Genomic DNA, 11,580 nt, shown 5'->3' on the forward strand with positions numbered 1-11,580 from the left:
AGGCTCTGCATGACCGCCTCGCTCCTGCCCCTGCTCGACGCCAACCGCGAAGCCATGGCTTCCGACTTCGCCGACGTCATCGACGCGGAGGTGAAGAAGCAGTCCGGCCTGTCGGGCGCGGCGATCAAGACCGCGTACTCGGCGGCTCAGAAGTTCAAGCCGGGCGTGGTCCAGGTGGCGACGAACAAGATGCTGCCCGACTTCATGAGCGCGCTCTCGCCGCTGTGGGATTCGAAGCCCGCGGGCACGCCCTTCGGCGCCCACCTGGCAGCCAACGGCGACCAGGCCGCCGAGGCGCTGCTCGCCGTCACCGACGGACAGGCGCAGAGCGCCCCGTCGGTCCTCGCCAAGGCGTACAAGAGCGTCCGTGGCAAGGCCAAGGGCCACGTCATCGACGCTCTGTACCCGGTGGGCGCGGTCGTCGAGAAGTACGCGGGCTAGTTCAGTGACGACGCGAGCGCGGCTTGATCGTGAAGACGATCAAGCCGCGCTTGCGACTATCAGGAGCAGGACGGTGAGGATCGCGGCGAGAACCGCGACCATCGCGAGCAGACGCCAGATGTGGATTCGGCCCTGCCGGATCTCGGTGACGCCGGACGTCAGCTGGTTGGAAGCCATGGTGATCAACTCTCCCTCGAGATCGTGATCTGTTGTCCGTGTGACCAATGTGTCACAAGTTACAAAAGAAGGCGATGAACAGACTGTGCGTGTCGGGCAAAGAACCAGCAACGATTCGATGACCTTCGCGACGGCGTGGCTGATCCTCGTCGCCTGTCTGGCGGTGAGCCTGGTGGTGGCGGCGATGGCCGCGCTCAACACCGCGCTGCCCGACATCGCCCGCGCCACCGGCGCCACCACCGCGCAGATGACGTGGATCATCGACGGCTACACCTTGGTACTGGCCGCGCTGCTGCTGCCCGCGGGTGCGATCGGCGACCGGATCGGACGCAAGCCGGTTCTGATGATCGGTCTGGTGGTCTTCGGAATCGGCTCACTGGCCGCGGTCTGGGTGGACACCCCCACCCAGCTCATCCTCACCCGCGTGGTCGCCGGAGTCGGCGCCGCGATGATCATGCCGGCCACACTGTCGCTCATCACGGCCGGTGTCCCCCGTGAGAAGCGCGCGCTCGCGATCAGCATCTGGGCCGGCGTGGCCGGGGCCGGCGCGATAATGGGCTTCTTCGTCACCGGGGTTCTGCTCAACTTCTTCGGATGGCATTCGGTCTTCATCACGTTCGCGGCGTCGTCGGTGGCCACCCTCCTGCTCACCGTCACGATCGGCAGTTCGAAGGACGACGCCCCGGGACGGTTCGACTACATCGGCTCGCTGACGTCGATGACCGCGATCGCCGCCGTCGTCTACGGCCTGCTCGAGGCGCCGCATCGGGGATGGACGAACCCGCTCATCCTGATCTGCCTGATCGGTGGCGCGGCGATGATCGCCGCGTTCATCGTGATCGAACTGCGCAGATCCTCGCCTCTGCTCGACGTGAACCTGTTTCGCAACCGCGCTTTCGCCGCCGGTTCACTGTCGGTGGCGCTGCAGTTCCTCGCCTCCTTCGGCGTCTTCTATCTGCTGCTCCTGCAGTTGCAGCTGGTGTTCGGCTACTCGGCACTCAAGTCGGCGGTCGCGCTGTTCCCGATGGTGGTCGGCGTCGGCGTCTTCGCCATGATCGGGAACCTCGTGGCGGTCCGCTACTCGCTGCGCGCAGTCCTCGCCACCGGCATCGCGATCGCCGCGGCCGGCGTGCTCGCGCTCGGGATCGTCGACGCCGACGTGTACTGGAAGCTGGGCGTGATGCTCGGCGTGTGCGCTGTCGGTATCGGGCTGGCGACGGCCCCGTCCACCACCGCGATCATGTCCAATACCCCGTTGGAGAACCAAGGCGTCGGATCGGCTGTCAACGACACCGCCCGCGAACTCGGTGCGGCGATCGGTATCGCCCTGGCGGGCAGCATCCTGGCGGCCGGGTACGACAGACGCATCACCGGCACCGCGCAGGACGTCCACGACCAGCTGGCGACGATCGACCCGGACGCCGCCGAACGCGCCGCCGACGGGGTGCGCGGCTCGCTGGCGGGTGCCGTGGAGGTGGCCGGTCACCTGCCACCGCAGGCGTCTTCGCTCGCCGAGAAGATCACCGAGGGCGCGTATGCGGCGTTCCTGCCTCCGCTGCAGTCCGCCTGTCTGGTGCTCGGTTCGATCCTGCTCGCGGGCGCGGCCTTCCTCGGCTGGTTCGCTCCTCGCGCGGTCCTCGCACCCGAACCCCGCCTCGACGACTGAGCACCTCCGTCCGCCGGGGCCTCTCGCTTCGACGGTCGCCGAGGGGCAGACTGGACTCATGCGCTTCTCGTTCCGCCGGCACCGACCCGTTCAGATCGCAGGCACCACCGTGGCGATCACCGGCGCCGCGCGGGGTATCGGCTTCGCGATCGCCGACCGGTTGACGGCCCTCGGCGCTCGCGTGGCGATCGGCGACCTCGACGCCGACGCGGCTCACCGTGCGGCGGACAGACTCGGCGGAACCGCCCGCGGCTACCGCCTGGACGTCACCGACGACGACTCGTTCGCCGCCTTCCTGGCCGATGCGGCAGCCGACCTCGGTCCGATCGACGTGCTCGTCAACAACGCGGGCGTGATGTGGGTCGGCCCCTTCGACACCGAACCCGCGGTCGCCGCCGAGCGGATGGTGGCCGTGAACCTGCTGGGAGTGATCCGCGGTGTGCGCCTGGCCGCGCCGGAGATGCGGCACCGCGGACGCGGCCACATCGTCACGGTGGCTTCAGCGGCGTCGCGTCTCGCTCCGCCGGGCGAATCCTCTTATGCCGCAACCAAACACGGGGTTCTCGGCTACCTCACCGGCGTACGGGAGGAACTGCGCGGCACCGGCGTCGCGATCACCGCGGTGATGCCGACCGTGGTCGACACCGAGTTGGCGGCCGGGACCTCCTCGGGATCGGTGAAGCGGCTGAGTCCGGACGACGTCGCGGCCGCGGTGGTGTCGGCGATCGAGACCAGGCGCTTCCAGGTATGGGTGCCGCGGACCGTCGGAGCCCTGGTCGCGATCTCCGGCGTTCTGCCGCAATCGGTGCGCGACCGCGCCCTGCGTGCCACGGTGCCGAACCAGGTCGCCGCGGTGACGGGATCCTCGGTGCGGTCGGCGTACGAGAAGCCGCTCACGGACGGCGAGTGACGTCCGGCCGATGACATGACGGAGAGGATCGTCCGAATCGACCTGCTCCTGCGGGTAATCTGACGGGCATCGCAGGGGCACCGACCTTCAGGGGGCACGGATGAAGTGCACCTTCACGGCCGACGCGCGAGCGTTCACGATCACCGCACTGGCACTCCTGACGGCAGCGGCGCTGTCGTCATGCACACCGGGCGACGAGTCCGCACCGACCAGTTCGCTGAGCGGCATCTCGGCCATCGCACCGCCGCCGACGCGCACCTCCACCGTCATCGTCACGTCGATCCCGCTCACCGGCGAGACCACCTCGTCGGCCACCACCGTCGACACGGCCCCCTACGCCGTTTCCGGGCAACCGGGAAGCTACCGATGGAGCGATGCGCGAGATCCCCTTCGCGAATGCGTACTGCAGCCGGCGGGGTCCGGCCTGCCGCAGCGCATCACCTGCGCCGCCCCTTACCCCGAGGACGCGCCGAGTATCCGCATCGGCGCATTCGACGGGCCACCGAACGCGATCACGTTGACCGCGCAGGGAACCGAACCGACGATCACCGAAGGCGGGCCGACCCCGGCCCCCGCGCTGACGGCCGGACACCGGCTGACCTTCGGCGACCTCTCGTGCACCGCGCTCCCCGGCGACGCGATCACGTGCACCTCACCGGACGGCTGGTTCACCGTCGCGAACGGCGTGCTGACCACGTCCTGAGCGGATCAGCCACGGCGGTCGGCGTAGACGGCCTCGTAGCGCTCCTTCTCCAGATCGGCTCGCGCCTGCTGTCGCTGGGTCAGCGGGGAGTTGCCGAGCCCGTGCTTACGCATGCGGAGAACCCGGTTCTGATCCATGTACGACGCGGAGAAGATCAGCGCGAGCAGCACCGCCAGCAAAACCATCAGGCCGCGGATCCACATCTCGCCGCCGAACGCGAAGAACATGACGAGGTAGAGCGGCAGAAAGCAGAACTGCGAACGGATCAGGTGACGGAGGGTCGCGGTCCGGCCGGTGAGGTCGTTGCGCACCCACTCGCGCTTCGACTCGGGGAGCGTGCCCCCGTAGGCGTAGACAACCCATTGAATCGGATTCGGGCGACCGCTCATCCTGAAAACCTCCGTTGTTAGATCGTGCACTACTCAATATTGCACTATCTATCACGCGATTCAATAGCGCCCTATGAAATAGTCGTAGACTCGTGTCATGGCCCACATCCCCGGTAATCCCCTCCTGCTGGAACGGCAGGTCTGCTTCGCGCTCGCCCTCGCCAACCGATCGGTGCTCCGGGTGTATCGACGGCTGCTGGAGCCGCTCGGTCTCACCCACCCCCAGTACCTGGTGATGCTGGCGCTGTGGCAGCACGCACCGCTGCCGGTCAACGAGATCGGCCGGTTACTGCAGCTCGACTCGGCGACCCTGTCCCCGCTGCTCAAGCGACTCGAAGCCGACGGCGTCATCGAACGACGACGCAGCGACGACGACGAACGCAAGGTGGAGATCCATCTCACCGAGGCCGGTGTGGCACTGCGCGAGCAGGCACTCGAGATCCCGCCGCAGGTGGTCGACGCCCTGGGCGGAGACCTGGAACTGCTCGGCGAACTCCACGCCGTTCTGACCAAGGTGAACGCGGCTGCGGTGGCCGCCGAAGCCAGGTGACCGGAGATCACCGACCGCGACCGACGCAGTCGTACACCGCCGCCAGATACTCGTTGGGCTTCGCAGCGCCGACGAGTTCCGGCGACATCTTGTTCATCACGTAGGCCACGGCGAGGTCGCGGTCGAGATCGGCGACCACCACCGAACCGCCGAACCCGGTCCACCAGCAGACCCGTCCCTCCGGGACGCCTGGCATCACCGCACCCGGAAGCGCCCAGCCGAGACCGAAACGCACCGGTACACCGAGGACTCTGTCGACGCCGTCCGCCTGGACGTCGAAGATCCGCTCGAGAGTGGTGCGCGACAGCGCCGCTCGCCCGCCGACGGCACCGCCTCCGGAGACGAGCGACGCGAGCCGAGCCACCGACCGGGCGTTCCCCTGGCCGTTCGCCGCTCCGATCTCGGCCGCGAGGAAATCGGGGTCGGTGACGATCGACGGCGCGAACGCCGGGTTCAGGAGCGTTCGGCAGATCAGGCTGTCGGGCGGAATCGACGAGTAGTCCGCCGCCGCGGATGACGGAGCGACCATCGAGGCGAACCGCTCCGGCGCCTCGTCCGTCACTCCGATGCGGTAGTCGGCGCCGAGCGGACCGGCGAGTTCCTCGGCGAAGAACCGTCCGAGGCTCGAGCCGGTGACACGCCGGACCACCTCCCCGAGCAGGGTCCCGAAGGTGAGCACGTGGTAACCCGAACCCGCGCCGGGCGTCCACCAGGGCTCCTGCGCGGCCAGCAGTGCCGCCGCCTCCTCGTGCGAGTAGATGTCGCTCAGGCTGATGTTCGCATCCCAGCCGGCGACGCCGCTCGTATGTCCCAGCACCTGCCGGACCAGGACGTTCTGCTTGCCCGCCGCCCCGAACTCCGGCCAGTAGCGGGCGACCGGCGCATCGAGATCCACCTCCCCGCGATCAGCGAGCAGCAGGACCGCGAGCGCCGTCATCGTCTTGGTCAGCGAGTACGTGTTCGCGAGGGTGTCGCGTTCCCACACACGTCCCGAGGGCACGTCGGCCGTGCCGCCCCAGAGATCCACGACCATGTCGTCACCGGACACCACAGCGAGGCAGGCACCCACCTCATCGCCCGACTCGAGCTTGGCGGCGAACAGATCCCGCACCGGCTCGAATGCGGACACGCACGTTCCCGAGACCGTCATCGTGCTGCGGCCACCGGGTGCTTGGCGCGTTCTCGCCCGGCCGCGAGTTCGGCCAGCAGATCCACTTTGTACCGCGCGAAATCGACCTGAATCGTGTGGCGCGGCGCGTTGTAGTACTGCCCCAGGTGACGACGCTCGTCGTCGACGATCGCCTTCCGCATCTCGGCGCGGGACGGCAACGCATACCGGCCCAGAAGATGATCGGCGATCAGTTTGCTCTGCTGCTCGGCCAGATTGACGATCGTGGGAGACGACTGCGCCAGGCCGGCGTAGTACAGATCGTCGACGTCCGGATGAACGATCCGCTTGAACAACGGGAAACGATGCTGCGCATCGGGCATCAGCGCGGGATCGTCGAAGAACGGGAACGCCATGCGATAGCCGGTCGCCATCACGATCACGTCGACCGTCACCCGGCGGCCGTCGGTCAGGATCACGGCGTCACCGTCGAGACGCTCGATCGCAGGTACGCAGGTCAGGTCACCGGAACCGGACTTGGCCAGGAAGTCGATGCTCACCGAGGGGTGCGCCGACAGCGGTTCGTGATCGGGCTCGGGCAGACCGTAGTCCTGCATCCTGCCGATCGACTTCTTGATCGACCGTCGCGCGATCGCCAGACCCAGCTTCTTCGGCATCCACGGCGGCATCATCATCTTGTCGGCGGGCTTGCCGCCGCGGTACTTCGACAGCACCCATACGCCACGCCGCGCCGAGACCCAGACGTGTTCGGCGACGGAGCGGTTGGAGAGTTCGGAGGCGATGTCGAGCGCCGAGTTGCCCATCCCGACCACCATCACGCGCTGACCGTGCATGTCGATCGGAGCGAAAGGGCTGCGGTAGTCGTGGCTGTGGATGATCTGCCCGTCGAAGCTGCCGGGGTACTCCGGGACGAACGGATTCCAGTGGTGACCGTTGGCGACCACCAGGGCACCGTACTCGCGGCGCTCCCCGGTGCTCAGGGTCAGCGTCCAGCCGCCGCCCGGTTCACGGTCGGCCTTCTCCACCGCCGTGTTGAACGTGATGGTCTCGCGCAGCCCGAAGTGGTCGACGTAGTCGCGGAAGTACCGGTGCATCAGCGTGTGGTGCGGAAAATGCGGCCAGTCGCGCGGCGCCGGGTAATCGTCGAACTCCAGCCGGCTGGTGGACGTGTCGATGTGGAGCGACTGGTAGCAGGCCGACATTCCGTTCGGGTTGTCGTAGTACCAGTTGCCTCCGACGTCGTCCGACATCTCGAAACAGTCGTACTCGATGCCTTCGTCCTTGAGTCGCTTGGCCGTGGTGAAGCCGGAGCAGCCGGCACCGATGATGGCGACGCGATCGCGTGTCATGCTCTGTCCTCTCGTCAGCGGCCGTACGTGTCGACCGTCACAGACCCACCGTAGGGATCTCACTGACACGTGTCTAGTCAGTGGTCACATTGTCAATCGAGATGAGCGGCGAGCATCATGGTCTTCATGCGGGAGGACACGGTCGGGGCGCAGCGGCCCAATCTGCGGGACGAACAGAAACGCCGAACCCGGCTGGCCCTGCTCGAGGCCGCGCGCGGTCTGTTCACCGAGAACGGCTACGCCGACGTGACCGTCGACGACATCACCCGAGCGGTCGGATGCAGTCGTGCCACGTTCTACCTGCACTTCACCAACAAGACGGACATCCTGGCGAGGATCAGCGCCGAGACCATGCAGCAGCGCGCAGCGTCGGTGTACGGCGACCTGGACGCCGTCCTCCGCGACGGTTCACGAGCGGCGTTCACCGCGTGGATCGAACGGGCCCTCGAGTGGTTCGACGCCAATCGCGACATCCTCCCGGCCTGGGACGAGGCCCTCTCCGCCGATCCCGAGTTCCGGAGCGTGGGCCGCGCGTCGATCACCGCGTTGACCGATGCGATGCCCGACTACCTGTCGCGGTGGCCGGACGACCGCCGGGAAGAGGCCCGCTTCCGCATCGAACTGCTCGTGACCCAACTGGAGCGGTACTTCACACGCTCCACCGTCCAGCGAACCATCGAGTTCGCGCCGGACCGAGCCGCCGACGTCCTCACCGACATCTGGTACCCGGCGCTCCAGCCTCCCGGCACCCGCTGAATCTCGGATGCGCCGAGCACCCGACACGAGTAGCCTCACCGTCGTGGATTGCGAGATCGAGGTCGACAGGGCCTGAAGCCGGTTCTCCGGCACCAGTGTGTCCTCATCCGCCTCGCCGGCGCATCACCTCGCGCGGCGACTCTCGTGAATCGAGCTCCACCATGCCTCACACATCCACCACGCCTGAATCGTCCGTCACGATCGTCTCGCTCTCGTTCTCCTGGCCCGACGGCAGCGTCGCGCTGTCGGGCGTCGACGGCTCGTTCGGCGCCGGCCGGACCGGTCTCGTCGGCCGCAACGGCTCCGGCAAATCCACCCTGCTCCGGCTCATCGCCGGGAGGCTCACGCCGTCGTCCGGCCGGATCGAGACCGCCGGCGACGTCGGTTACCTGCCGCAGACCCTCACGCTGACCGGCGACTCCACCGTCGCCGAACTCCTCGGCATCGCCGACGTACTCGAAGCGCTGCGAGCGATCGAGTCCGGCGACGCGGATGCGCGCCACTTCGAGACGATCGGTGATGACTGGGACGTCGAAGCGCGCGCGGCCGAATCGCTCGATCGTCTCGGATTCTCCGCCGCCGACGTCGACCGTTCGGTCGCGGAACTGTCCGGCGGGGAGGCGATGCTGATAGCGGTGGCCGGTCTGCGGATGCACCGCACGGCCATCACTCTGCTCGATGAGCCCACGAACAACCTCGACCGCCCGACGCGCGCTCGCCTCGCTGAGATGATCGACGACTGGCCGGGTGCACTGATCGTGGTGAGCCATGACCTCGAACTCCTCGAACACATGGATGCGACCGCCGAACTGCACGACGGCGTGCTGGAGACCTTCGGCGGTCCCTACAGTGCGTGGAAGGCTCACGCTGACCAGGAGCAGGCTGCCGCAGTACAGGCCGCACGAGCGGCGCAACAGGTGTTGAAGACGGAGAAGCGGCAGCGGGCGGAGGCTGAGACCAAGCTGGCCAGGCGTGAGCGGACGGCGAAGAAGGCCCAGCGCGACGGCGGCGTCCCGAGGATCGTCGCGGGCATGCTCGCCGACAGCGCGCAGGGATCGGCCGGTGCCATGCGCTCGGTACTCGACCAGAAGGTCCGGGTCGCGCAGGCCGCACTCGACGCGGCCGACGCCCGGGTTCGCGACGACGACCGCATCAGTCTCGACCTTCCCGACCCGGCGGTCCCGCGAAGCAGGCGCATCGCCGAACTCACCGCCGGCGAGCGGTCGGTGTTCGTCCAGGGACCCGAACGCCTGGCCATCGTCGGACCGAACGGGTCGGGCAAGTCGACGCTGCTCGGGCACATGATCAGCGGCGCCGAACCCACTGCCGGCCGCCCCGGCGGACGCCTGTTCACCGACCGTGTCGGCGTCCTCCCCCAGCGGCTCGACGGTCTCGACGAGAGTGCCGGCGCACTCGCGAACCTCCAAGCCGCCGCACCCGGCACCGCCACCGGCCAGATCCGGAATCACCTGGCGCGGCTCCTCCTGCGTGGCGACACCGTCGACCGGCCGGTGTCGACGCTCTCGGGCGGCGAACGGTTCCGCGTCTGCTTGGCGAAGCTGCTCTTCGCCGATCCTCCGCACCAGGTGCTCGTTCTCGACGAGCCGACCAACAATCTGGACACGACGAGCGTCGACCAGCTCGCCGTCGCTCTCAATGCTTACCGCGGTGCCCTGATCGTCGCCAGCCACGACTACCCGTTCCTGAACAGGCTCGGCCTCGACACCGTCGTGGAACTGCCCGGGGACGGGACCCTGAGGCAGCGGGACGATCTGCCGGAGTGAGACTCGATCCTCAATGAGACACGACCACCTGATACCCGGCGAGGCACGCGACGACGAGAAGGACTGGGAGGAAGTAGAGCATGAATGAAGCAATGAGAATGCTGGACCCGATGACGAGGCAGGCGATGACGGAGAACGCGGGCGTTCGGATCCCCAGCGCCAACACGCATGCCAATGGCGGCACAGAGGCCCTGACAAGGAAGTAGCCGCCGTAGAAATCGAGAACGCTTCCCTTGCAATCGGGATCGCTCGCGTTCCATACCTCACAGTCGGTGACTTGCATCAGGGGCTCTGCTGCCGCGAATACAGCGGTAAGAGTAGCCAGCAAGAGTGCGAACAGCCATGCCCAAGCGATCCCGGGACCTCGGGTACGAGCGAACCAGGTATGCCGCGGGTAATCAGCCCGTCGTTGGTGCATTCAGTTGAACCGATCGCCGTCTATCGTGATTCGATGGCTTCGCAGGGTGGGCCAGGACTCAAGAGAACGGCTGAGAACAATCTCCTCAGCACGAGCCGAATCTGCGCCGATATACGTCGAGTCCAGCTCGACGTTCGAGCATACGAACCAACTTTGGTCGACGGCCCACCACATGTTCGGACGGATCCCTTCAAGTACCTCTGACGCACGGCCCACATCCCCCATGGTGAGGTAGTAGTTGAATGCACCGATCCGGACGGTCGGACACATCGACGAAATCTCTTGAAACGCCGTATTTCCTTCCCAGAAGGCAAATACACAACGGGTGTTCAGTCCGCGCCCCAGATGATGTGCGATCTCGTCGGTCACCATCGGCCGAAGAGAGTTAGTTCGATGAGGGCCTTCATTCCACCATCCCCCGCGGGGTTCGAATTCACCCTGCGAGATCTTTGACCATTGCATCTCGGCATGAGCTACCTTGCCATTGACTCGCGCAACGTCGGACCATCGATAGTTCCCGATCAGAGCACCGTTGACGACCCTTTCCGCTGGGTGCAACACACGAAGATACCTCTCGTATCCGCCGGGGACAAGTGATCCGACAGTGCCCGAGTATGGCTGAAAGAGCAGCGAGTCAACCCATTCAGCCACTTCGGTATCGTGAATCACTTCATCTCGAGCCCACTCAGAAGCCATTGGCTACTCCCCTCGGCAACTGTCTACTTGGAGCGTAGTCCGATTCGAGTACGGACTTGTCCGCTTGGGAGCGAGAACTCGGCTACTGGCTGTGGCCTTGCCCTCTTGAGTGGAGCCGGTGAACGAGACGTTATCGACGCCGGAGAAACCGCGCCGACGTCGAGCGTGCTGCGCAGAGGTTCTCGACGCGGCGTGCATTAATCTGGCCGGCAGATCGCGCGTGGATCCTCACGAAACGTTGACTACGCCTTCACTTCCATAGTGATCGATGGAGACGATGCCCTCACCGAGATGGCTCGTGGCCCGCGTAAACGCGCCCTGTCGACATATGGCTGGTCGAAGGCGTGGACGATTCGCAGTTGCTCACATCGACGCAAGGCTACCAATTCTACCCAGGCGTAATTCCTCCTGGGCGACTACTCCTGGTCAAGACGGACATATCGGAGGATCGTAGGGATGCGGCGCTTCCCTACGAAGGGAACGATGGGCGGTGTCATACCGTCGTAGCAACACTGCAGGCCACGAGGGGTTGCGGGTAGCGCGGTAGGAGACCCTGGGTGGGGCTGGGACGGATGATGTTGACGGTGGCGGACCGGACGGAGATCGCGGTCG

At 66.5% G+C, this 11,580-nt stretch carries 13 protein-coding genes; 7 read left to right on the plus strand and 6 right to left on the minus strand.

Features of this window, described 5'->3' with window-relative positions:
- Positions 1-9: 9 nt before the first annotated feature.
- A complete protein-coding gene (locus ABFX36_RS17875) occupies positions 10-441 on the plus strand; it encodes a DUF6918 family protein (RefSeq protein ID WP_045537469.1) in 432 nt (143 codons plus the stop codon).
- A 39-nt stretch (positions 442-480) separates the two neighbouring features.
- Here the strand turns inward: ABFX36_RS17875 and ABFX36_RS17880 are convergent, their stop codons facing one another.
- The gene (locus ABFX36_RS17880) at positions 481-618 is read right to left on the minus strand and encodes a hypothetical protein (RefSeq protein ID WP_156150444.1); all 138 of its coding nucleotides are present in this window, start codon (positions 616-618) and stop codon (positions 481-483) included.
- Between the two features lie 118 nt (positions 619-736).
- Here ABFX36_RS17880 and ABFX36_RS17885 point away from each other — a divergent pair, with 118 nt between their 5' ends.
- The 3 genes from ABFX36_RS17885 (at position 737) to ABFX36_RS17895 (ending at position 3,897) form a co-directional block, all read left to right on the plus strand.
- On the plus strand, positions 737-2,284 hold the full coding sequence (locus ABFX36_RS17885; protein WP_045537471.1) for an MFS transporter: 1,548 nt from the start codon (positions 737-739) through the stop codon (positions 2,282-2,284).
- A gap of 58 nt (positions 2,285-2,342) precedes the next feature.
- Entirely contained in the window at positions 2,343-3,194 is an 852-nt protein-coding gene (locus tag ABFX36_RS17890) for an SDR family oxidoreductase (protein WP_045537473.1), read from the plus strand.
- A gap of 100 nt (positions 3,195-3,294) precedes the next feature.
- Positions 3,295-3,897, plus strand: coding sequence for a hypothetical protein (locus ABFX36_RS17895; protein ID WP_045537475.1), 603 nt, complete (start codon positions 3,295-3,297; stop codon positions 3,895-3,897).
- Positions 3,898-3,902: 5 nt separating this feature from the next.
- On the opposite strand, the gene ABFX36_RS17900 is transcribed toward ABFX36_RS17895, so the two are convergent.
- Positions 3,903-4,286 carry a DUF5313 family protein gene (locus ABFX36_RS17900; protein ID WP_045537477.1) on the minus strand — a complete coding sequence of 128 codons (384 nt, stop codon included), beginning with the start codon at positions 4,284-4,286 and terminating at the stop codon, positions 3,903-3,905.
- A 97-nt stretch (positions 4,287-4,383) separates the two neighbouring features.
- Between ABFX36_RS17900 and ABFX36_RS17905 the strand changes: the two genes are divergently transcribed.
- On the plus strand, positions 4,384-4,836 hold the full coding sequence (locus ABFX36_RS17905; RefSeq protein ID WP_045537479.1) for a MarR family winged helix-turn-helix transcriptional regulator: 453 nt from the start codon (positions 4,384-4,386) through the stop codon (positions 4,834-4,836).
- Between the two features lie 7 nt (positions 4,837-4,843).
- Here ABFX36_RS17905 and ABFX36_RS17910 read toward each other — a convergent pair whose 3' ends face one another.
- A complete protein-coding gene (locus ABFX36_RS17910; protein ID WP_045537480.1) occupies positions 4,844-5,986 on the minus strand; it encodes an EstA family serine hydrolase in 1,143 nt (380 codons plus the stop codon).
- Positions 5,983-7,314, minus strand: coding sequence for a flavin-containing monooxygenase (locus tag ABFX36_RS17915; protein ID WP_045537482.1), 1,332 nt, complete (start codon positions 7,312-7,314; stop codon positions 5,983-5,985). The genes ABFX36_RS17910 and ABFX36_RS17915 overlap by 4 nt, the downstream gene beginning before the upstream one ends.
- Positions 7,315-7,431: 117 nt before the next feature.
- Here ABFX36_RS17915 and ABFX36_RS17920 point away from each other — a divergent pair, with 117 nt between their 5' ends.
- Positions 7,432-8,070, plus strand: a complete 639-nt coding sequence (locus ABFX36_RS17920) for a TetR/AcrR family transcriptional regulator (protein WP_006897282.1) — start codon at positions 7,432-7,434, stop codon at positions 8,068-8,070.
- 161 nt (positions 8,071-8,231) lie between these two features.
- On the plus strand, positions 8,232-9,854 hold the full coding sequence (locus ABFX36_RS17925) for an ABC-F family ATP-binding cassette domain-containing protein (protein WP_045537484.1): 1,623 nt from the start codon (positions 8,232-8,234) through the stop codon (positions 9,852-9,854).
- A 10-nt stretch (positions 9,855-9,864) separates the two neighbouring features.
- Here the strand turns inward: ABFX36_RS17925 and ABFX36_RS17930 are convergent, their stop codons facing one another.
- Positions 9,865-10,137 carry a hypothetical protein gene (locus ABFX36_RS17930; protein ID WP_006897284.1) on the minus strand — a complete coding sequence of 91 codons (273 nt, stop codon included), beginning with the start codon at positions 10,135-10,137 and terminating at the stop codon, positions 9,865-9,867.
- Positions 10,138-10,272: 135 nt separating this feature from the next.
- Positions 10,273-10,968 (minus strand): hypothetical protein, encoded by a 696-nt coding sequence (locus tag ABFX36_RS17935; RefSeq protein ID WP_346077637.1) that lies wholly within the window; start codon positions 10,966-10,968, stop codon positions 10,273-10,275.
- Between the last annotated feature and the right edge of the window lie 612 nt (positions 10,969-11,580).

The organism is Gordonia cholesterolivorans (genome assembly GCF_039531975.1).
In the GTDB taxonomy this organism is placed as follows: domain Bacteria; phylum Actinomycetota; class Actinomycetes; order Mycobacteriales; family Mycobacteriaceae; genus Gordonia; species Gordonia sihwensis.

Coding starts and splice junctions, on each gene's coding strand:
- ABFX36_RS17875 (WP_045537469.1), top strand. CDS start 10: ATGACCGCCTCGCTCCTGCCCCTGCTCGACGCCAACCGCGAAGCCATG.
- ABFX36_RS17880 (WP_156150444.1), bottom strand. CDS start 618: ATGGCTTCCAACCAGCTGACGTCCGGCGTCACCGAGATCCGGCAGGGC.
- ABFX36_RS17885 (WP_045537471.1), top strand. CDS start 737: ATGACCTTCGCGACGGCGTGGCTGATCCTCGTCGCCTGTCTGGCGGTG.
- ABFX36_RS17890 (WP_045537473.1), top strand. CDS start 2,343: ATGCGCTTCTCGTTCCGCCGGCACCGACCCGTTCAGATCGCAGGCACC.
- ABFX36_RS17895 (WP_045537475.1), top strand. CDS start 3,295: ATGAAGTGCACCTTCACGGCCGACGCGCGAGCGTTCACGATCACCGCA.
- ABFX36_RS17900 (WP_045537477.1), bottom strand. CDS start 4,286: ATGAGCGGTCGCCCGAATCCGATTCAATGGGTTGTCTACGCCTACGGG.
- ABFX36_RS17905 (WP_045537479.1), top strand. CDS start 4,384: ATGGCCCACATCCCCGGTAATCCCCTCCTGCTGGAACGGCAGGTCTGC.
- ABFX36_RS17910 (WP_045537480.1), bottom strand. CDS start 5,986: ATGACGGTCTCGGGAACGTGCGTGTCCGCATTCGAGCCGGTGCGGGAT.
- ABFX36_RS17915 (WP_045537482.1), bottom strand. CDS start 7,314: ATGACACGCGATCGCGTCGCCATCATCGGTGCCGGCTGCTCCGGCTTC.
- ABFX36_RS17920 (WP_006897282.1), top strand. CDS start 7,432: ATGGTCTTCATGCGGGAGGACACGGTCGGGGCGCAGCGGCCCAATCTG.
- ABFX36_RS17925 (WP_045537484.1), top strand. CDS start 8,232: ATGCCTCACACATCCACCACGCCTGAATCGTCCGTCACGATCGTCTCG.
- ABFX36_RS17930 (WP_006897284.1), bottom strand. CDS start 10,137: ATGCAAGTCACCGACTGTGAGGTATGGAACGCGAGCGATCCCGATTGC.
- ABFX36_RS17935 (WP_346077637.1), bottom strand. CDS start 10,968: ATGGCTTCTGAGTGGGCTCGAGATGAAGTGATTCACGATACCGAAGTG.